Annotated in this window: 18 protein-coding genes; 12 read left to right on the top strand and 6 right to left on the bottom strand. The window is 61.4% G+C overall.

The features are described from left to right. Window positions 1-38 precede the first annotated feature (38 nt). From BMF35_RS02575 to BMF35_RS02565, 3 genes are all read left to right on the top strand, one after another. Entirely contained in the window at window positions 39-1511 is a 1473-nt protein-coding gene (locus tag BMF35_RS02575; protein ID WP_236781543.1) for an exopolysaccharide biosynthesis polyprenyl glycosylphosphotransferase, read from the top strand. Between the two features lie 97 nt (window positions 1512-1608). After that, window positions 1609-2877, top strand: coding sequence for a nucleotide sugar dehydrogenase (locus BMF35_RS02570; protein WP_236781542.1), 1269 nt, complete (start codon window positions 1609-1611; stop codon window positions 2875-2877). Further along, window positions 2874-4118 carry a glycosyltransferase family 4 protein gene (locus BMF35_RS02565; protein ID WP_064971411.1) on the top strand — a complete coding sequence of 415 codons (1245 nt, stop codon included), beginning with the start codon at window positions 2874-2876 and terminating at the stop codon, window positions 4116-4118. Before BMF35_RS02570 ends, BMF35_RS02565 begins: the two co-directional genes overlap by 4 nt. Here the strand turns inward: BMF35_RS02565 and BMF35_RS02560 are convergent. Then, window positions 4115-4492, bottom strand: a complete 378-nt coding sequence (locus tag BMF35_RS02560; RefSeq protein ID WP_047006790.1) for a hypothetical protein — start codon at window positions 4490-4492, stop codon at window positions 4115-4117. The two genes, BMF35_RS02565 and BMF35_RS02560, sit on opposite strands and share 4 nt — an antisense overlap. A 284-nt stretch (window positions 4493-4776) precedes the next feature. On the opposite strand from BMF35_RS02560, the gene BMF35_RS02555 reads away from it, so the two are divergent. The 7 genes from BMF35_RS02555 (at window position 4777) to BMF35_RS02525 (ending at window position 13690) form a co-directional block, all read left to right on the top strand. Beyond that, entirely contained in the window at window positions 4777-5490 is a 714-nt protein-coding gene (locus BMF35_RS02555; protein WP_047007529.1) for a polysaccharide biosynthesis/export family protein, read from the top strand. An 18-nt stretch (window positions 5491-5508) separates the two neighbouring features. Further along, window positions 5509-7728: a GumC family protein gene (locus tag BMF35_RS02550; protein WP_047006789.1), complete on the top strand. Its 2220-nt coding sequence runs from the start codon at window positions 5509-5511 to the stop codon at window positions 7726-7728. A 22-nt stretch (window positions 7729-7750) separates the two neighbouring features. Next, on the top strand, window positions 7751-8944 hold the full coding sequence (locus tag BMF35_RS02545) for a glycosyltransferase (RefSeq protein WP_047006788.1): 1194 nt from the start codon (window positions 7751-7753) through the stop codon (window positions 8942-8944). A 74-nt stretch (window positions 8945-9018) separates the two neighbouring features. After that, window positions 9019-10275, top strand: a complete 1257-nt coding sequence (locus BMF35_RS02540) for a hypothetical protein (protein WP_156172117.1) — start codon at window positions 9019-9021, stop codon at window positions 10273-10275. A 145-nt stretch (window positions 10276-10420) separates the two neighbouring features. Next, window positions 10421-11326 (top strand): glycosyltransferase family 2 protein, encoded by a 906-nt coding sequence (locus BMF35_RS02535; protein WP_047006786.1) that lies wholly within the window; start codon window positions 10421-10423, stop codon window positions 11324-11326. A gap of 88 nt (window positions 11327-11414) precedes the next feature. Beyond that, the gene (locus tag BMF35_RS02530) at window positions 11415-11684 is read left to right on the top strand and encodes a spike base protein, RCAP_Rcc01079 family (protein ID WP_236781541.1); all 270 of its coding nucleotides are present in this window, start codon (window positions 11415-11417) and stop codon (window positions 11682-11684) included. Further along, on the top strand, window positions 11684-13690 hold the full coding sequence (locus BMF35_RS02525; RefSeq protein WP_047006785.1) for a hypothetical protein: 2007 nt from the start codon (window positions 11684-11686) through the stop codon (window positions 13688-13690). Before BMF35_RS02530 ends, BMF35_RS02525 begins: the two co-directional genes overlap by 1 nt. Here BMF35_RS02525 and BMF35_RS02520 read toward each other — a convergent pair. Beyond that, the gene (locus BMF35_RS02520; protein WP_047006784.1) at window positions 13687-15144 is read right to left on the bottom strand and encodes an oligosaccharide flippase family protein; all 1458 of its coding nucleotides are present in this window, start codon (window positions 15142-15144) and stop codon (window positions 13687-13689) included. The two genes, BMF35_RS02525 and BMF35_RS02520, sit on opposite strands and share 4 nt — an antisense overlap. Before the next feature lie 131 nt (window positions 15145-15275). Between BMF35_RS02520 and BMF35_RS02515 the strand changes: the two genes are divergently transcribed. Further along, a complete protein-coding gene (locus BMF35_RS02515) occupies window positions 15276-16286 on the top strand; it encodes a class I SAM-dependent methyltransferase (protein ID WP_156172116.1) in 1011 nt (336 codons plus the stop codon). Beyond that, window positions 16283-17542 (top strand): rhamnosyltransferase WsaF family glycosyltransferase, encoded by a 1260-nt coding sequence (locus BMF35_RS02510; RefSeq protein ID WP_071961160.1) that lies wholly within the window; start codon window positions 16283-16285, stop codon window positions 17540-17542. Before BMF35_RS02515 ends, BMF35_RS02510 begins: the two co-directional genes overlap by 4 nt. Here BMF35_RS02510 and rfbB read toward each other — a convergent pair. The 4 genes from rfbB to rfbA are packed head-to-tail and all read right to left on the bottom strand — an operon-like array spanning window position 17539 to window position 20858. Further along, on the bottom strand, window positions 17539-18594 hold the full coding sequence (gene rfbB, locus BMF35_RS02505; RefSeq protein ID WP_047006782.1) for a dTDP-glucose 4,6-dehydratase: 1056 nt from the start codon (window positions 18592-18594) through the stop codon (window positions 17539-17541). The genes BMF35_RS02510 and rfbB overlap by 4 nt on opposite strands. Next, window positions 18587-19435: a dTDP-4-dehydrorhamnose reductase gene (gene rfbD, locus BMF35_RS02500; RefSeq protein WP_047006781.1), complete on the bottom strand. Its 849-nt coding sequence runs from the start codon at window positions 19433-19435 to the stop codon at window positions 18587-18589. The genes rfbB and rfbD overlap by 8 nt, the downstream gene beginning before the upstream one ends. After that, entirely contained in the window at window positions 19432-19977 is a 546-nt protein-coding gene (gene rfbC / locus BMF35_RS02495; protein ID WP_156172115.1) for a dTDP-4-dehydrorhamnose 3,5-epimerase, read from the bottom strand. Before rfbC ends, rfbD begins: the two co-directional genes overlap by 4 nt. Continuing rightward, window positions 19977-20858 carry a glucose-1-phosphate thymidylyltransferase RfbA gene (rfbA, locus tag BMF35_RS02490; RefSeq protein WP_047006779.1) on the bottom strand — a complete coding sequence of 294 codons (882 nt, stop codon included), beginning with the start codon at window positions 20856-20858 and terminating at the stop codon, window positions 19977-19979. Before rfbA ends, rfbC begins: the two co-directional genes overlap by 1 nt. Window positions 20859-20886 lie beyond the last annotated feature (28 nt).

Raw genomic sequence — 20886 nt, 5'->3', positions numbered from 1 at the left:
CCGTAACCGGCACGATGTCGGCAAGGACGGGTTTACGCATGGACGATCTGGCTCGGCCAGAAATTGATACTGCGCAACTGGATTTCGACTCGTCCGTCGAGATGCCGGGCGATGCCGCGCGTCCACATCAAGCATCGCTTCCGCCGGCACCGCGAAACGGGCTGGTCCCGTCGTTGGAACGGCGGCGGTTGCAGGCCTACCTGCTTTTCGTGGCGATGGATGGCTTTATCCTTCTGGCGAGCTTCTCTGCCATTGCGGCTGCCTATCTGGGCCCGGGCGGCGATTTTGCAGGCGTGCGACAGGGGGCGGAACCGGCGTTCCTGCTGCTGCCGCTCTTCCTGACCATCGCACTCTACAACGGCACCTATTCGCGTGCGGGGCTGACCGATTGGCGCCAAGCAGGTGCCAAGGCGATTGCGGCGCTCGCTATCTCGGCGGCGCTTCTCAATTTCTTCGCATTCTTCGCCAAGATGAACGCCGAATTCTCGCGCGTGGTCTTCACCGCCGGCATCGTGCTGACGGGCGCAGTGATCGTGGCCATGCGCCGCTTTCTTGCCCGCAGGCTGACCGCGCGCTGGGGCCGCGGCGCTGTCAACCGGCTGGTTATCCAGGCGGGCGGGCCAAAGTTCTCCCTGCCCGATTCCATACATATCGACGCGCGCGAGCATGGGCTGCGACCCGACAGGGCAGACCCGGCTTCGCTCAATCGCCTGTCGCAGTACTTGCGCAATATGGACCAGATCGTCGTCAGCAGTTCGCGGGAGAACCGTGCCGCGTGGGCCGAGGTTCTAAAAGGCACCGGCCTGCACGGCGAAGTGATCGACGAGGCAACCCGCGCTATCGGGGCGGTGGGCGTGGTGAAGCATGACGATATCGGGATGTCGTCACTGCTGGTATCGAACGGCCATCTGGGCCTTCGCGCACGGGCGATGAAGCGGGTATTCGACCTGACCATATCGCTGGCTGCGCTGATCGCGCTGAGCCCCGTCATGATGCTGACGGCGGCGGCGATCAAACTGCAGGATGGCGGCCCCATCTTCTTCCGCCAACGCCGTATGGGCCGCGGCAACGGATTTTTTGCAATCTACAAGTTCCGCTCCATGCGCGAAGACGACAGCGATGGCGCTCGTTCTGCCAGCCGCGATGACGAGCGCATTACGCCGGTTGGACGATTCATCCGCCGCACCAGCATCGACGAGCTGCCGCAGCTCATCAACGTGGTGAAAGGCGATATGAGCCTCGTCGGTCCCCGTCCCCATGCGCTGGGATCGCGGGCGGGCGAGAAGCTGTTCTGGCAGGTCGATCGCAAATACTGGCAGCGCCACGGCCTTCGCCCCGGCATAACAGGCCTTGCCCAAGTGCGCGGCTTTCGCGGGGCAACGGATACCGAAGGCGATCTCAGCAGCAGGCTGGATGCAGACCTTGAATACCTCAATGGCTGGAGCCTGATGCGCGATGTGCGAATCCTGCTGCGGACCGTCACCGTGCTGGTGCATGAGAGAGCTTTCTAGCATGGCGCCGCCCGGTTTTGCGCAAGGCAATAGGCTTCCCCCGTAGCGCCGCCCGATTGTCGCGGTTAACACGGCTCGCGCAGCGCAATGGGAGCTGATGGTGAAAGTCGCAATCTTCGGTCTTGGCTATGTCGGAAGCACGGCAGCCGCCTGCATTGCGAGCCAGGGGCATGCAGTCGTCGGCGTGGATGTGGCCGATGCGAAAGTCGACGCCATTAATCGCGGCGAAAGCCCTGTCCGTGAGCCGGGTTTGGCAGACATGATTGCCGATGCGCGCGATGCAGGACGATTGAGCGCGGTCACCGAGATCGGGGAGGCGCTTGGCGATTGCGAACTCGCCATTGTTTGTGTGGGCACGCCGAGCGGTGTCGACGGAGCGCATGACATGCGCTTTATCGTACAGGTGACGCGCGACATCGCCGAGGCTGTTCAGCCGGACCGGGCAAAGTCGCTCACCGTCGCCTACCGGTCAACCATGCGGCCCGGCTCCATGGAGAACATCATCGCACCTATATTCCAGGCGCGTCACGGCGATGCTGCTGCAGGCCTGGTGGAGCTGGTTTACAATCCGGAATTCCTGCGCGAAGCCAGCGCCATTCGCGATTATTTCGACCCGCCCAAGATCGTTATCGGGACGCGCGACGGGTCGCGTTCAGAGGCGATGGAGATGCTGCATGAAGGGATCGACGCTCCGACCTTCCATGTCGGTTTCCGCGAGGCCGAGCTCACCAAATTCGTCGACAATTCGTGGCACGCGCTAAAGGTCGCCTTCGCCAATGAAATCGGCCGCGTGTGCGAAACGCTCAATATCTCGGCGCAGGCGGTGCACGAGATTTTCGTCTCGGACACGAAGCTCAATATCTCCGCCCAATATCTCAGGCCCGGGGGCGCTTTCGGCGGGTCGTGCCTACCCAAGGACGTGCGCGCCCTGCAATATATCGGCAGCGATATCGGGGCGAATACGCATCTGGTGGACGCATTGATCCGGTCCAACGAAGCGCACAAGCATCATCAATTCCTGCGGGTGACCGACGGGCTTGCGCCGGGAGCGAAGGTTCTCCTCGTGGGGCTGGCCTTCAAGCAGGATACGGACGATTTGCGGGAAAGCCCTGCGGTCGATCTCGCACGCAAATTGCTGGATGCAGGCTATCAGCTCGACATCTACGATCCCGGCCTGGAACCGGAGCAGCTTGTGGGGCAGAATCTCGGCTACGCTTTCGCATACCTGCCGACTATCGAAACGCTACTGGTGGACCGCGATATCGCGCAAGGCGGCACCTATGCCCGAATCGTCGCGACCAATCGGCTGGTCGATACGCTCGATCTGGGCGATGGCGACATCATCGATCTCAGTGCTGCGCCGTGACAGCTCCGCCGCCACAGGATTTTGCCTTCCCCAGCCGTATCGAGGGCCAGCCGCTCGCCGGCAAATCGGTGCTCATCATCGTCGAGAACCTGCCGCTACCGTTCGACAGGCGCGTATGGCAGGAAGCGCGCACGCTTAAAGCGGCAGGAGCCACGGTCTCGATTATCTGCCCGACCGGAAAGGGATATGAAAAGCGATACGAGGTGATCGACGCCATCCATATCCACCGCCACCCGCTGCCCATCGAGGCCGAAGGCGCGCTCGGTTTCCTGCTGGAATATGGCGCGGCGCTAGTCTGGGAGACGGTGCTGGCATGGCGCATCTATTTCAAACGCGGCTTGGACATCATCCAGGGATGCAATCCGCCCGACCTGATCTTCCTGGTGGCGCTGCCGTTCAAGCTGCTGGGGGTGAAATACATTTTCGACCACCACGACATCAATCCCGAGCTTTACGAGGCTAAGTTCGGAACGCGCGGCTTTTTCTGGAAGTTGATGGGGCTGTTCGAAAAGCTGACTTTCAAGACGGCCGACGTCTCCATTGCGACCAATGAAAGCTATCGGACAATCGCACTTACGCGCGGCGGGATGGCGGCGGACAGGGTGTTCGTGGTGCGCTCCGGCCCTGACCTCTCGCGCCTGCAGGCGGTGCCCCCTGTCCCGGCGCTGAAAGACGGCAAGACATTCCTCGTCGGCTATGTCGGTGTGATGGGCGAGCAGGAAGGGATCGACCTGCTGATCGATGCGGTCGAGCATCTAGTGCACGACATGGATCGCCGCGACATCCGCTTCGTGCTGGTGGGCGGTGGGCCGAGCCTCGCCAAGCTGCAGGCCGATGTCGCGCGCCGCGATCTGGGCGAATGGATCCACTTCACCGGTCGCGCTCCCGACCAGGAGCTTTTCGAAGTGCTCTCGACGATGGATATCGGCGTAAACCCCGACAGGGTGAATGCAATGAATGACAAGTCCACCATGAACAAGATCATGGAATACATGGCGCTTGGCAAACCGATGGTGCAGTTCGATGTGACCGAGGGCCGCTTCTCCGCTCAGGACGCTTCGCTCTATGCGAAGGCCAACAATCCGAAGGACTTCGCTGAGAAGATCGCCGAACTGCTCGATGATCCGGAGCGCAGGGAGCGCATGGGCGCATTCGGACGCGCCCGGGTGGAAACGCAGCTCAACTGGAACACCCAGGTCGAGCCGCTCCTCGCGGCCTATGCCAAGGCTTTGGAAAGCTAGCGGCGAGCCCCGCCGAGCCGCAGGAAGAGCAGCGCGCAGGCAAGCGAGATGCCGGTAAGGCTGAGGTCGATGACCCAGTTCAGGCGGATTGGCCCTGTGTAGAGCAGCATGTCGGTGACATGCAGCGAGACGATCCGCAGCGCGTATAAGGGCGCAAAACCGAGCAGGGCGCAATTGGCGAGGCAGGGGAGAGCCTGGTCGGGCGAATGCCGCTTGCGCCGCCACAACCGCCATACCATGGCGAGCGCCAAGACCGCGGTGACGACGAACAGCAGAACGAAAACGGTCTGAAGGCCCTCGCGCCCCTGATAGATGTCAGCAGCGTAGGCCCATGCACGAAGCGCGTCGCGAATGCGGTCCTCGCCGTCGATCAACCGGACGACTAAGAGCGCAAGATAGCCGCCTGCGCATAGCGCCCAACCGCGTCGGATAGCACCTTGGTAAGAAGCCTTTCTTGCTATGTGCGCGGCAGCCAGACAGGCGAGCGCGGTTGCGCCGTAAATTACAGCCGCACCAAGGCTCAAGCTGCTGGCCACGGTAAACTCCCGCTCCTGCGCGGCAAAACTGCGCCGCTACCCTTGTTACGCAGTGCTACGGGGGGTAACAAAGTGCAATGGTTGCAGCCGCGCGAAAAGCGGCCTGGATGGGATCGAAAACGATGAAGGCAGCGCCAACGCGCACCGGCATATATGCCGCGACCCTTGCAGGGCTCGCGCTGTCCGGCTGCGCCAGCACGCCGCCTGTCGTTGGCCCGGTCGATACCTCGGTGTCGCCGGAACTCGGTCAGCAGGGTTATGCGGCCAATCTCGACGAGACATACATCGTGCGCGCCGGAGACGAGCTGCGGATCACCGTGTTTCGCGAGCCGGACCTGTCGCTGGAATCGGTCATCGTTTCCGCTGACGGGGCCGTTTCCTTGCCTATGGTAGGCCCGATCCGCGTCGCCGGATATTCGCTGGACCGGATCGAGAGCGACATCGAAGAGGTGCTGGGCAGCCGATATCTTCGCCAGCCGGACGTTGCCGTCAACATCGTCGATTACCGATCGCACCTGGTGACGGTGGAAGGGCAGGTGACCGAGCAGGGCGTCTACCAGTTCGCGCCAGGCACCCGGCTTTCCGGCGGCCTGCTACTTGCCAAGGGCCTGACACGCGTGGCCGACCGCGACGATATCGCCGTGTTCCGCCAGACCGAAAACGGTCTCGAAGTCGCGCGGTTCGATTACCGCGCCGTCAGTTCCGGCGCGATGATCGATCCGGTGCTGCGCCCCGGCGATCGCATCGTGGTCGGCACCGATGGACTGGCGCAGCTCTATCAGGATGCGCTGCGCGCCGTTCCGGTGTTGGGAGTTTTTACCAATGTCGGGCTTTGACATGCGGCGGGCGCTCTTATGAACGAACAGATCAGCCTGCGCGGCGAAGGCGATCCCAATGTCGATCCCTATTGGGACGATCCGGATTTCGTGGCCGACGGCAACCCCTATGGGCGCGGCAAGCTCGTCAATTTCGGTGTTATCCGAGCGATGCTGTGGCGCCAGCGGTTCGTGCTGGCTGGCTTGGTCGGCGCAGCGCTGCTGGCGGGCCTCGTCATCACCATGCTGATGACGCCGATCTACGCAGCGACGTCGTCGGTGCGGGTCGATTCCCAGCCGGACCAGCTGATCGAGGGGCAGGAACTGGTCAATCCGTATATTGGCGCAAACGAGATCGACCGCTATTTGCTCACCCTTACGCATGAGGTGACCAGCCGCGACATGGCACTGAAGGTCGAAGAAGAGCTCGATCTTGCCAACAACGCGGCGTTTCTCGGCTTGGAGCGCGATGTGGTGGACGGCCATCTCCCCGCCGAAGGCGAGGCGCGGCGAGAGCAAACCGCCATCGCCATGCTGCAGGGCAATCTAGAAGTCGAGGTGCCGCTGATGACCAGCGTCATCAGCATGACCTACGAATCGCCCAATCCAGAGATCGCGGCGGCAGTCGCCAATGCCTACGCCACCAATTTCCTCTCGAGCGATATCGAGCGTGCGCTGGAGGCCAACTCCTACGCGCTGGAATTTCTCGACGAGCAGATCGTGGAACTGCGCGCCGAACTGCAGGATGCGGAGCGGGCGGCGATCAATTACGCGCGTGCCAACAGGCTGGTAGGCGAGGCGTTGCAAAGCCAGGACGATAACGGCGACGATGCAGGCGCCCCGGCGACCCTTTCCGCTGCGAACCTCGGCAATATCAATCGGACCTACACCGAAGCACGCGCCGAGCGGATTGCCGCCGAACAGCGCTGGCGATCGGTGCGCGATATCCCGCCCGCGCAGCTGCCTGAAGTGCGGACCAGCTCTTACGTAGAGCAGTTGCGCGGCCAGTTGGCGGAAGCGCAGGCCGATCTCGTCCAATTGCGCGAGCGCTATCAGGATGATTATCCCGATATCCGCCAGCTTGAGGCACGCATAGCGACGCTGCGTAGCGACATCGCCACCGCCGGCGCGGAGATCAAAGCGTCGATCCGCAATGATTACACGATTGCCCTGCGGCAGGAGCGTGCCTTGGCCGGGGAGCTTGAGCGGCAATCCAGTGTTACACTGGACGAGCAGGACCGGCGCGTCCAGTTCAACCTTCTGGACCGCGAAGTGCAGGCACGGCGCAGCCAGCTTGCCGCTCTATTGGCCCGATACAACCAGGTATCGTCTGCGGCCAATCTTCAATCGAGTAATGCCACGCTGCTGGAACAGGCCGTGGTGCCGGATGCGCCGGTGGCGCCGAACCTGTTCAAGAACCTGGTGATCGCGTTCGTGCTTGGTACAGGCCTGGCCGTTGCGCTGGCCATCTTGCGCGAAGTGCTGGACGACAGGCTTCGATCCACCGAAGATGTGGAGCGGGTGCTGGGCGTGCGGGCGCTCGGCCACACGCCCAACATCGATGAAGCCGATATCGCAAGCGATATCGATGACACGTTCAGCCATTTGAGCGAGGCCTATGCGTCGATCCGCGCAACGCTCGACTATCGCCTTGCCAAGGGTCGACACAGCGTAATCCAGGTCACCTCCAGCGGTGCAGGAGAAGGCAAGACCACCACCGCGATCGCGCTTGCACGCCGCTATGCCATGCTGGATCGCAAAGTCCTGCTGATGGATGTCGACCTACGCCGCCCCAGCGTGACGCGCCAATTGCTGGGCGAGCGTCCGTCAAAGGGCCTCACCGAAGTGCTGATGGGAGAGGCGACCTTCGATGAGGCAATTCTTAAAGGCGGGGACGATAGCCTCGACGTGCTGGGCCTGGCAGCGTTGCCTAATGAGCCGGTCGAGATGCTGTCCTCGGGGCTGCTACCCGCGTTCATCCAAAGCCAGCGGCCAAATTACGACATTATATTGCTCGACAGCTCGCCCGTCATGGGCATCGCCGATGCGCCATTGCTGGCTCGCGCGGTCGATGCGACGGTTTTCGTGGTCGAGGCGAATGTCGCGCATAACGGGCAGGCGAAGGCCGCAATCAGCCGGCTGCGGCAGGTTGGGGCCAATATCGTGGGCGCCGTGCTGGCAAAGTTCCGCGCGCTGGAGGCGGCAGGCGATTACTCCTACACCTATTCCTATTATAACTACCAGCAGAAGGCGTCCTGACAGGGTTCGCCACGCCGCACCGATGAGCGCGCAGCCTTCCCACCCCTTCCGGACCTTCCCGACCGATGCTGCGAAGCCGCGCATCGTGCATATCACAGCCGATTATCCGGACAGCTTTGCGCCGGACAAGACCCCTGTCATCCGTGACCACATTTCTTCGGTTCGCGAAGCGTTCGACCAATATGTCATCTCGCTGAACCGTCGCTCGCCGGGTGCTTTTGCAGCCATGCCCGGTATCGTGGATGCGCGCCGAGCATTCGATGGTGGCATCGCGGCGCAATACACCGCGCCGGGGTTTGGGATCGCCCACGCCACATGCCTCGACCGGCTCGGAAGTTGGCTCGCTGCCCAGATAGCGGCTGGCCCGCGGCCGGACCTGCTGGCGGCGCATAAGCTTACTGTAGAGGGCCTTGCGGTGGCGCGGGCCGCGAAAGCGCTGGGGGTCCCTTACGCGGTCGCCATCCAGGGCAATACGGACGGCATGATTCTCGCAGCCCGACCCGATTTGCGCAGGCGCTTCGCAAAGGTCTTTCATGGTGCGGCGGTGGTTTTCCCTTTTGCGCCTTGGTCGCTTGCTTTGGCGGAGACGCTTCTGGGACCGCGCACCGGACCGGTCCACATGCTTCCCGCGCCGACCGATCTGGATACGCCGCAAGCGCCCGTCGCAGGAAACGGGCGCTTCGTTTCGGTGTTTCACCTCAAGAACCGCAAGGTGAAGAACCTGCGGGCCATTGCCGCGACATCGCGGCTGCTTCGCGCGCAGCAGGCCGCGCCCATCGACGTCATCGGTGGCGGGGATGCAGCCGATATTCGCGCATGCGAGGCCATTATCGCGGGAAGCGACATCACGCTGCTCGGGCCGCGAGAGCGCAGATCTCTTGCGCGCGAACTCAACGCCGCGACCGGCTTTGTCCTTCCGTCGAAACGCGAGAGCTTTGGCCTTGTATTTATCGAAGCGCTCTTTGCCGGTTTGCCGATTATCTATCCGGCAGGCGCAGCGGTGGATGGCTATTTCGACGATTGCCCTTTCGCCATCCGTGTCGATGCGCGCGATCCGTCGGCAATCGCTGACGCGATGCATCATGTTCGTGATGAGGAAATGTCGCTTAAGGCTAGCCTAGCCCGATGGCAGTCATCCGAGGCGGCCACAGCCTTCCAGCGTCCCGCGATAGCGCGCGTATTCGCATCCGGTCTGCGCGCGGCAGTCTCGGCATGAGCGCGCTCCCTGCCCTGCCGCGCCTTCCTTGGCATAGCACCTTCAGGCCCCGCCTTACGCGGCGGCTCGCGCCAGTGCTTATCCTGGTCTACGCGGCGCTGTTGCCGCGCGAGTTGTCGCTGGACCTCGCCGGCGCAAATCTGTTCCCTTATCGCATTGCTCTTTTCGCTCTCGCGCCGATTGCGGTCGCGCGCCTGTTGGCGCGCCCCGTGCAGCCATCGGTCATCGATCTTTTCGCAGGCTTTGCATCGATCTGGTTCGTGCTCGCGTTATTCGTCACGACGACGCCCGTCACGGCGCTGATTACCGGCACATCGCTCGCGCTAGACTTCGGCTTTGCCTATCTGATCGGCAGGGCCTTCATCCGCTCCGCCAACGACTTGCGCACGATTTTCTACTACACGCTGCCCGGCCTTGCCGTGGTGGCAGTGATCCTCGCCTATGAGAGTATATCGCACGACATCTTCCTGCGGCCGCTCATTGCGGACATCCTTGGAAAGCCCGAGCCGGTGCTGGTTTCACGGGTGCGCTGGGGGCTGGTGCGCGCAGCCGGACCGTTTCCGCATCCCATTCTGGGCGGCGTGTTCCTCGCCACAATCCTTCCGCTCGCGGTCTATTTCACAAGTAATTGGCGGCAGCTGGCGCCGGCGGCTTTCGTGGCGGTTTCCTCCTTCTTTGTTGTGAGCGCGACGGCGGTCCTGGCCTTCGCGCTCGCCGCTTTCATGATGGGCGCCTATACCGTGCAGCGCATTTCGCGGGTGCCGGTCTTTCTCCTCCTAGGCCTTTACGCCATCCTGCTATACCTGATGCTTTCGGTGGTCTCGGAAAGCGGACCTGTCAGCTTCTTCGTGCGCAATTTCACGCTTGATCCAAGCACGGGCTATTATCGCATGTTGATCTGGCAATATGCCGGGGCCGAGGCAGTGGCGCACCCTTGGGTCGGAATTGGCCTGCGCGACTGGACGCGGCAAGACTGGATGGGAGACTCGGTCGATTCGTACTGGCTCTACCTCGCGCTGAGATATGGCTTCCCAGCATCGATAGCGAGCGCCGCTGTGATGGTTGGCACAGTTACTCTTTTGGTCAAGACAAGCGGCCGCAGAAGCGCGCGAGATCAGTATCTCGCAGTCGCGCTCGCGATACTGCTTTCATGTGTGATCTTTTCCGGTTTCTCAGTTCACCTCTGGGAAGGCTTGCATACCTGGATAATCATGTTGTGCGGCGCATCGGTAAGCTATGCTAAGGAGTTTCGCTCCGCAGACCTCACGCGCAACTCCGACGCCGCGCCGCCAGCTGACAAGCCAACCCAAGGCCGGAGCTTCGCCACGTGAGTATCAGCGTCGCCCCTTCTGCAAGCGTGCGGTCTATTCGTAACATTGTGTGACAGTCGGTTGCAGGGATATGCTCCGCCTACGGATTTGACATTATGCGTTATCAAAAGCGGCTTCCTTCGCATACGGCGGATATCGAATTGCGATGAAGCATAGCCCGGACATAAGCATTCTGGTGGTCGGCCACAATTCCCGAGCATTCCTGCCACCCCTCTTCGCTTCGCTTGCAGAAGCGACGAACGATATCGATTGCGAAGTGCTTTTCATAAATAACGGCACCGATGATTCCGAAAGTCTCGTTGCAGAATTAATGCCCGATGCGCGGGTTTTGCCATCGCAGGGCAATATCGGCTTTGCCGCGGCGAATAATTACCTCGCCCGTCATGCGGGCGGACATTGGCTCTTGCTGCTCAATCCGGATGCCATTCTGTTATCGGATGCGATCAGCCCCTTGTTACGAGCGACCGAGCATTATCCGCATGTCGATGTTTTCGGCGGTGTTACGGTCGATGCCGACGGCAATATAGACAGCCGTTCGGTTCTTCACTTTCCGACACTGTGGCGAACATTCCGCCAGGCCATAGGCTTTCATCGCAAGCTGGACCAATCTGCGACTTCGGGTGGCATCGAAGTCGATGCTGTAAGTGGTGCTTTCATGCTAGTTCGCCGGAGAAGGTGGGAACACCTTGGCGGCATGGACGACAGCTTTTTTCTCTATGCCGAAGAGCTGGATTTTTGCCGGCGACATAGCGATGCAGGGGGTAGCACGATGCTTGTTCCCGCCGCCCGTATCCTGCACGACATCGGCAGTGGAGACCCCCTGGCACCGCAGCGCATCGGGTTCTTGCTGAAGGGCGTTGCGCATTATTACCGTAAGCATCACGGGCCTTTAATCTCGCGCCTGCTTCTAGCGGTACACGGGCTCGGTAACACACTCCGCCTTGCGAAGGGCTGCATGCTGTCGATCGCGCGCCTGCAACCTCACCCACTAATGCGCGCCTTCTGGCGACCCGTACTGATGCCGTGGCGATGGTGGGGCGGATACCGGTAGGACCTCGCGCTAGCAGAAAAGACTGTCCTACACGTTAGTCCTCATGGCTTGGACGCCGCCTTTCGAACCCCTGAAAGGACACCATGCCATGATCAACGACCCGTTCGACCAGTTCGCCCAGAGCCCGCTCGCTCCGGCGGAATTCTGTTTTGCCATCATCCCGGCCGACAACGCCGACCTGCCGCAGGCCACGAAGGCGCTGTATGTCGGCGAGGGAGGTGATGTCGCTCTCATTGCCGTGGGCAATGACGCGCCGGTCGTCTTCCGAAATGTTGCCTCGGGCAGCATCCTCGATGTGCGCACGCGCGCAGTGGCGGCAACGGGCACGACAGCCGCTGATATCGTTGGGTTGTCGTAATGCCCGGTTTCGGCTTCGGGTTTTCGAGCCATAGCCGCTCGCCATCTACGCTGGGCGAAGCAGGAGCGCTGCCGAGCATAGCGCCTTCCGCGTCATGGACGGGGACGGCGGGCAGCGGCTTTGCTTCCACGCCCGTCGATCCGATTCGCGTCACAGCCAAGCCCGCCATGCGCCTGCTCACGCCGCCCAACCAGTTCTACACGGACGGCTTGACTATTGGCGTGCTGGCGATGGCCAATGACCGGGGCAGCCTTTTCGATACGATGGGCCTCACCATGGTTATCGTGCACTGCGAAGGTACTAGCCAAGAAATCCTGCGGCCCACCCTGCACACCATCACCGATGCCAACGGCGTCGCGCGGACCTATCCCGGCTGGTGGATCACCCTTTCGCATCACGGCCAGGACGGCGAAGCGCAGGTCTTTTTCGAAGCCGTGCCGCGCGATGGATCGATGCAGAACCGGGTGATCGGCCCCTTCAGCTTCTTTCCTTCCGCCCAGCTTCACGATTTCAGCGTCGAGGTCGCGCCGTCGCGGCCGGCTGTTACCGGCACGCGCTTCCAGAGCATATCGGCCGCGGTCAACTGGCTGCGAAGCCAATCGGCGCGCAATCCCCTGGTGACTGTTACCGAGGGCGGCATCCACGATGTCACGTCAATCGGCGGAAATTACGAAGGCGATGGATATTGTACCATCCGGGCGAGCGAGCCGGTAACGCTTACAGCGACATCGCTCGGCTATCTTCGCCTGCAATATGACGGGCTGCACTGGCAGGGTGAGAACCTTACCTTCGATGCCAGCACGATGACGCAGGTATATCACGAGTCCCCAACCCAGCGGCAGCACTGGTTCGACGGATGCCGGTTCGTTGATGCCCGGCCTCGCGAGATGCTGGTCGACGGGAATGTCAAACCGTTCCTCTATATGTGCCGCGATGCAGCCTATTTTACCGAAGTATACGTGGAGGGGATCAACGACGCTGCAAACGGCGCATCTCTCGTACGCGGCTGCACTTTTCGGCGTGGCTTTCGCGATGTTTTTTCGGGCGCGAATCTCGCTATCAACAACGTCGTCGAGAATTGGACAAGTGGCGCCTTGCGCACCCCGCTCGACGCGCTGACAGTGCAATATGGTGGGATCGCAAACTCGGCCACGATCGAGATTTCAGGCTTGAACAACACGTCGAACCGGGTTGTCACCTTCCGGGAGAACGGCGCTTCCGTTGCGACCTTTACGATCGACCGCGACAATCCTTCCAGCGGGTATTACTGGGTCAGCGATCTGGTGAACTTCGTAAATGCATCGCTAGCGGACTGGTCGGCCACGCTTCTCGATGACACACGCCGTGCCGCAGCATTGTACGGCAATACGATGCCGCCAACGAACGCCAAGTCGTCCGCCCTCACCGTGACGACATGGTTCGATCACCATTCCGATCTTTGGCAGAGCGTGTCCGGCCACGGCGAAAACATCATCGTATGGGGGACACGCGGTTATCGTGTCGCGCTGCAGAATCTTGCGCTCGGTGCCCATCCGTATTCCGATTTCGTTTTTGCAAATAATGCCCTGCACTCGGATGAAGCAGATTTCGATTTCGGTATGCTTATCAACCAGCTCGGCGGCGATGAAAGCCATGTTGTGGCCGTCCATAACAGCTTCCCGAACCAGTATCTCGCGCTACGGACCGACTTCACCGGCGTGCGGCGTTACAATCCGGACGGTTACTGCCTTCTCGCAGCGAATGTCTTCCCGGCGATCGTCTGGCAAAGCGCCGCCGACAGCGATCTGGTGCTGCGCGACAACCATTTGCATGCCGGAGCGGACGTCCCGGCCTCGTCCAGCGGTACGAGCGTGGGCGGCGATGCCGACAACCTGTTTGTCGACGCGGCGACGGGCGACTTTCGCCCGTCAGGCGACTTGCTTGCCAATCCGGCACCGGCGTTGCTCGCCTTCGATCTCCACGGCGCTCGCCGTGGCGCATCGGCTGCCAAAGGCGCGGTGGCCTAAGCGGCCTTCCGAAAACGAGCGAGCAGCACGCGCAATTGCGCCTTGATCTCTGGCGGCATCTGCCAAGCCGTGGCGGTGAGCGATAGCGCCGCCAGCGCCAATGCCGATGTCGCCAGCCAAGCCCACGACATTATCGAGTGGGCAAGCATCAGGGCGGCGAGAACGAGCGCCATCTGCACCGCCACTTTCCGCCAGATATCGATCCCCATCGCGCCTGCCTTCGTCATCAGGGCGAGCATATCGATACCGCAGCGAAGCGCGAATGCAGCAGCTATCCCGGCAAGGCCGAATGTCGCGCCCAGCCCGAACAGCAAGGCGATATAGAATGGCAATTCGGCGAGGTGCAGAAGCGCCGTAAAGCGCGGCTGCCCGCGCGCCTGGATGTAGGCATAGGGCACGTTGGCGAGCGCGTTGGTCCAGAAGCCTGCCATGAGGATCTGGCCGACAAGGATCGAGCGTTCGTCAAGATTGTCACCCAGCCATAGCGACAGGAGCGGACCGGCCAACAGGATCAGGCCGATCACCAGCGGCGTGTAGATTTGCGCGACCACAATGGTGAAGGTGCCGCACCGCGCGCGAGACGCCTCGCCATCCTCGCTGGCGAAGCGGGGGAACAGGGCCTGCACGATCGCGATCGGCAACGAGAGGGTTCGCGACGCAATCTGGAAGGGGATCGCGTAGGCGGCGACCGCCGCTGCGCCCAGCACCGCGCCGATCACCATCCTGTCTCCCGCCACCATCAGCGGCCCGACGATGGCCGTGACCATGATCCACGCGCCATAGCTTGCGAGCTTGCGGAATTCCTCGACGGAAAAGCGCGGTACAGCGCGCCGAAGAAACGTCTGCCACACTCCGGATGCAAGCAGAAGCAACCCGAGAAGGCGGGCCGCGAGTGTCGCTAGAATCAGCCACCGCAGGTCCACAGAATACAGATAGGCAATGGCCAGAGGGAAAAGCAGCGCGCCGGAATTGGCGATGATCGCGCTGGATGCAACCAGCCTAAACCGCTCGATACCCATCAGCGCTCCACCCAAAACTCCGCTAAGAGCGACTATGGGGCTCCCGAGAGCGAGCAGCCAAACGGCCGCCAGCATTTCCGCACTGATATCGGGCGCGGCATCGAAGGGACCTGCGAAATAGGTTCGCGCCGCGACGTATAAGAGCAATGCCAGCAATATGCCGAAGCCCGCTATCGTGACGATCGCAGTCCACACGATATTTGCCGCCCTGTCGGCGTCTCCGCGCCCTATGGTCGAAGCGAGGCGCTGGGTCACCGAACGGCCAAAGCCGAAATCTGCATTTCCGAAGTAAGTGAGAAACAGCCATGCAAGGGCTAGCGCGCCGTACCGTTCCATGCCTATCTGCTCGACGAAAAGAGGTACGGTAAGCACGCTTAGCAAGAGCGGAACAGCCGACCCGAGCAGAGAATAGAATGAGTTTGTCGCGAGGCGCATTTTATGGCCGATCGAATGCAGTGGTTGCAGCAGTCCAGAACCGGAATGGCTGCTAAGGCGTCGTCCGGCAAGTTCGCCTTCGTAGCTATGGACAGGTGGCGCGCTCGGTCGCGGGTCAACGGCACGGGATCGTGACTGCGCCACGCGACACAAAAGCTCGGCAGGAATGGCCGGATAGCTGTTTCGAAAGGGTCGAGGCCTGCCCTTTTTGCAGTTGCAGTAAGCTTGCCTTCGAGATCGAAGCGGTGCCGGACGTGTTTTTCGCCGCCGCCTCCTTCACCACCGATTTTGCACGATGCGGTGCGTGTGCCAGCCTTGTGCAGCCGCAGCGACCGACTGCGGAGGCTCTCCAGTCCGCATATAAAGGGTATCACACCCATGACGAAGAATTGGACGATGACGCCGCGCCCGGCATGAAGCGCTGGATGCGCCGCGCCTATATCGCGCGCCGGTTCGGGGGGAGCAGTGAACTGACCGTCGCTCTAGGCAGTCTCCTGTACCGGCTGGTCAGCAGCAATCGCGCAGAGACCGACGCACGCTATCGGTTCGTGTCGCCGCCGCCGGGGGAGGTGCTTGATTACGGCTGCGGTTCCGGCGGCTTTCTGTTGCGGCTTCAGGCTCTTGGTCACCGTGTAGCGGGGGTCGATTTCGACCGGAGGGTGGTAACCAGGCTTGAGCAACTGGGGCTGCGTGTTTGCATGCCCGAGATTTTGCCGGAAGAGGCTTGGCAGGCCCGTTTCGATCATATCACTCTGGGGCATGTTTTAGAGCACTTGCCAGAGCCGCGCCTGGTGCTGCGGCAATTGGCGCGATTTTTGAAACCGAGCGGGCGAATTTTCATCGAAACACCCAATGCAGCTGCAACCGGCCAACAAATCTTTGGACGCTACTGGCGCGGCCTGGAGGCTCCCCGGCATCTGGCGATTCCAACACGGAGAGGCCTTCACAGCGCGCTGGATTTTGCAGGCCTTGTTATAAAACGTGAATATCTGCGAAAATCCGTGCGCCCATGGATGTGGGAGGCGTCGCTGGAAGCCGCGCCCGAAGCCGAGAGAGAGGGCATGCGCGCCGCGATGCGTCGAGCACCGGCGCAAATGCTGGATAATGCAGAATTTCTTACGCTTGAAGCGACGCTCGCATGATCTTTCCCAAGATACGAGAAGCGCTCAAACGCAATCTCCCCCACCCTCTTGTCAGGGCAGTTCGCGGCGTGCGCGGTGCGATCGCGCCACCGCCGATCGACGACGTGGTCCTGGCGGATTACCGGATGGAGAGGGACGACAGCGCAGAACCACGATTGAGTTTCGTGCTCCCGAACCTGGCCCAGTCGGAATTGTACGGCGGCATATCGACCGGGATCGATCTGACCTTACGGCTACTGCAGAAGCTCGCACCCGGCGTGTCGTTGCGTGTCATTCTAGCAAACCCGACGATGCAATCGGATTTCGACATTTTCGACAAGGCAGCCGCCGCTGCCGACATTAGTGAACATCGCATCGAGCACTTTGCCATTCGCGGCAATGATGCAGTCATCCCCGTTCGCCGGAGGGAAATGTTTCTCACGTATAATTGGTGGACGACGCTGAATATTTCGCCCCTCTTGCGACAGCAGGCCACCGAGTTCGAGACACAGCCGAAGCCCCTCATCTACCTGGTGCAGGATTACGAGCCGCACATGATGCCGTTTTCGTCTGCGCTCAATCTGGCCCGCGAAGCGCTTGATTCTCCAGATCGGCTATGGCGTATTTTTAATAGCAAAAATCTGCAGGCCTACACTTGCTTGCAGGGCCATACGGCGGAACGCGATTTTGTTTTCGAACCGGTGATGAACGAAGCTCTGCGACCGGCTCTCGCGCAAGCGGCCGGCGCGACACGTGAGCGACGCATCCTCATTTATGGCCGCCCTTCCATCGCGCGCAATTGCTTTCCGGCTCTGGTTCGCGGTTTGCGCGCATGGGCGCGTGATTGTCCGGGAAGCGATAGATGGGAAATTGCGTCGGCCGGCGCGGCGCATGCGGATATCGAACTCGGGAATGGCAAGCGCATCCAGTCGCTAGGCAAGCTGACGCTGGAGGATTACGCGCGAGTCCTGTTGCAAAGTTCGGTTGGCGTGAGTCTGATGTCATCGCCCCATCCCAGCTATCCGCCATTGGAGATGGCAAATTTCGGCCTGCGCACGATCACGAACCGCTTTACGTGCAAATCGTGGGAGAATGGCCATCCGAACATCTTTCCGGTCGATTCCATTCAAGCGGATCCCCTGTCGCGTGCCATAGCACAGGCTTGCGACATGTGGCCCGAAGCGCCCGTTCTCGCGCCCGATCCGACATTCACGCGCGATGACGCTTATCCATTCATGCCCGAACTGGCAGAGGCTGTGTCAGCGCAGCTCGCTTAACCTCGAAGCAGCGGCTGCCACCAGCTTTCATTCTCGAGATACCAGCGCAGCGTGTGCGCCATGCCGCCTTCGAAGCTGTGCGAGGGTGCGTAATCCAGTTCGGCGCGGGCCTTGGTTTCATCGATCGCATATCGCCGGTCATGCCCGGCCCGGTCGGTCACGAATGTCTTTAGCTCGTTGGTCGACCGCCCCTTTGCGGCGGGAGCATCGGGGTAACGGTCCGCCAAGCCGGCGATCTCAACAAAAGCGCGGTCGACCGAGGTGCAGATGTGGTCGATTACCGCCATGTTCGGCAATTCCGCGCCGCCGCCGATATTGTAGGTTTCGCCCGGCTGGCCGCGCGTAAGGCAGGCATGGATGCCGCGGCAATGATCCTCGACATGCAGCCAGTCGCGCACGTTCATGCCATCGCCATAGATGGGCAGGTCGCGCCCGTGCAGCGCATTGAGCAGGAAAAGCGGGATCAGCTTTTCGGGATATTGGTACGGGCCGTAATTGTTCGAACAATTGCTGGTCGTCACCTCCAGCCCGAATGTGTGGTGATAGGCGCGTACCAGATGGTCCGAGGCCGCCTTCGATGCCGAATAGGGCGAGTTCGGCTGATATTGGTGAGTCTCGCTGAACGCCGGATCGTCGGGCCCCAGCGATCCGTACACCTCGTCGGTGGAGATGTGATGGAATCGATGCGGCTTGCCGCTTCCCTCGTCCAGCCACACTGTTCGCGCCGCCTTCAACAGGCTGTTCGTGCCGAGGATATTGGTGTCGATAAACGCGTCCGGCCCGCTGATCGAGCGATCGACATGGCTCTCCGCCGCGAAATGGACGATGCTGGCGATGTCGCGGTCGCGCAGCAGCGCTTCGACCAGCGCGGTGTCGCGAATATCGCCTTTGACCAGTTCGGCCTGCTCGACGCCGGCAATTGTGCTTTCATTCCCGGCATAAGTCAGGCTGTCGAGCACGGCGACGGCGTCGCCCGGGTTTTGCTGCGCCCAATAGTGCACGAAATTGCCGCCGATAAACCCGGCCCCGCCAGTGACCAGCAAATTAGCCAAGTGCTTTCTCCTCGCGCAGCATGTGCCACAAATTCAGCCGCCAGTGCGTATAGCCATCCTGCAGAAGAGCGCGCGTGGCGCTGCTGTCCAGAACGGAAAAAGGCGGCCGGCGCGCAGCTGTCGGATAATTGGTGGTGCGAATCGGGATTATCGGAGCGGAACGGTCCAGCAAACCCATGGCGCGCGCTTCTTCCTGGATGGCGACGGCAAAATCGTACCAGCTTGCAACCCCCGCATCGCTATGATGAAAAGTGCCGGCGGCTTCCTTCCCGACAAGCTTCCAGATCGTGGAGGCAAGGCCGTTTGCCCATGTCGGCGAGCCAATCTGGTCGGACACGACACGAACCTCGTCCTTTTCGCGCATGAGGCGTAGCATGGTGGTCACGAAATTGCGCCCTCCCGCGCCATAGACCCAGCTGGTGCGGACCAGCAGATCGGTGGGACGAAGGTGGTCTTCGCCTGCCGCCTTTGTCGCGCCATAGACCGAAAGTGGCGCGCGCTCGTCATCTGGCTGGTATGGACGATTTGCGCTGCCGTCGAACACGAAATCGGTACCGATTTGCACTAGCTTGCCCGCATGCGCCCCAACAAGATTGGCGACTGCTTCGGCATTGACTGCGCGGGCAGCCTCTTCGTCGCTCTCTGCTGCATCAACTGCCGTGTAAGCGGCTGCGTTGATGACAATAGCGGGCGAGGCATCGCCAATGAGCGCGCGCACCGCATCTGCATCGGCAAGATCGCACTCGGCGCGGCTCGCGTGGGTGATCGTAAATGCGCTGGGCGCCGTCGCCAGCAATGCGCAGCCCACCTGTCCGCCCGATCCGATGACGAGCACTTTCATGGGAAGGTCGCTACGCTCGCCAGCGACTGCCCTTCGCCGTCCTTGGCGGACAGAATCGGCCCCACGCCGTCCAGCGGCCAGTCTATGCCGATATCGGGATCGTCCCAAGCTAGGGTATGCTCATGCTCCGGGGCATAGGGCGCGTCGCATTTATAGAGAAAATCGGTGTCGTCCTGCAGCGTCAGGAAACCGTGGGCGAAGCCTTGTGGCACCCAGAGCATGCGCTTGTTCTCTGCGCTCAGCTTCGTGCCGGTCCACTTGCCGAAAGTCGGCGAGCTACGCCGCAGGTCCACCGCGACATCGAAAACGGCACCTGACACAACGCGCACCAGCTTGCCCTGCGGGCCGGGGTTCTGGAAATGAAGGCCGCGCAGCACACCTTTTTGCGAGCGCGAGTGATTGTCCTGCACGAAATGCGAAGGCAGGCCGTACTCGGCGAGGCGGTCCGCATTCCAGCTTTCGAAAAAGAAGCCGCGCTCGTCGCCGAACACGTCCGGCTCTATAATTAGCGGCCCTTCGATGTCGCAGGGGATCACCTGCATCAGCCGCGCCCTTCATCCAGCAGCGCCATCAGATAGTCGCCATAGCCTGACTTCTGCAGCGGCGCGGCAATCGCTTCCAGCCCGGCATCGTCGATAAAACCCTGCCGCCAAGCGATTTCCTCCGGGCAACAGATTTTCAGGCCCTGCCGCTCCTCGGTGATGCGCACATAGCTGGCCGCATCGAGCAGCGAGGCATGCGTGCCGGTGTCGAGCCAAGCGAAACCGCGTCCCATGATTTCCACATTGAGCTGGCCGTGATCCATGTAGAGCCGGTTGAGATCGGTGATTTCCAGTTCGCCGCGCGCCGATGGCTTCAACGCGCGTGCTCGCTCCACCACCGTGTCATCGTAGAAATACAGGCCCGTGACCGCGTAATTCGATTTCGGCTTTTCGGGCTTTTCCTCGATCGAGGAAGCACGGCCGTTCGCGTCGAAAGCGACCACGCCATAGGCGGTCGGATCCTTCACCCGATAGGCGAACACGCTCGCGCCGGCGTCACGCGCATGCGCGGAATGCAGCACTTCGGGCAGGCCGTGGCCGTAGAAAATGTTGTCGCCCAGCACTAAAGCGCTGGCGTCGCCGCCGATAAAGTCCGCGCCGATATGAAAGGCCTGCGCCAGCCCGTCCGGGTTCGGCTGCACGGCATAGCTGAGCGCGACGCCAAAATCCGAACCGTCACCCAGCACGCGCTGGAATTGCGGCTGGTCTTCAGGCGTGGTGATTATCAGGATATCGCGAATACCCGCCAGCATTAGCGTGCTGAGCGGGTAGTAGATCATCGGCTTGTCGTAGACCGGCATCAGCTGTTTCGAGACGCCGCGCGTCAGCGGATAGAGCCGCGTGCCGGACCCACCGGCTAGGATAATCCCCTTACGTGTCATGCCCTGTCCCGTCCCGAAGCCGATGCTG

This window comes from Aurantiacibacter gangjinensis, assembly GCF_001886695.1.
Lineage (GTDB): Bacteria > Pseudomonadota > Alphaproteobacteria > Sphingomonadales > Sphingomonadaceae > Alteraurantiacibacter > Alteraurantiacibacter gangjinensis.
This window is presented reverse-complemented; position numbering and strand designations above follow the sequence as displayed.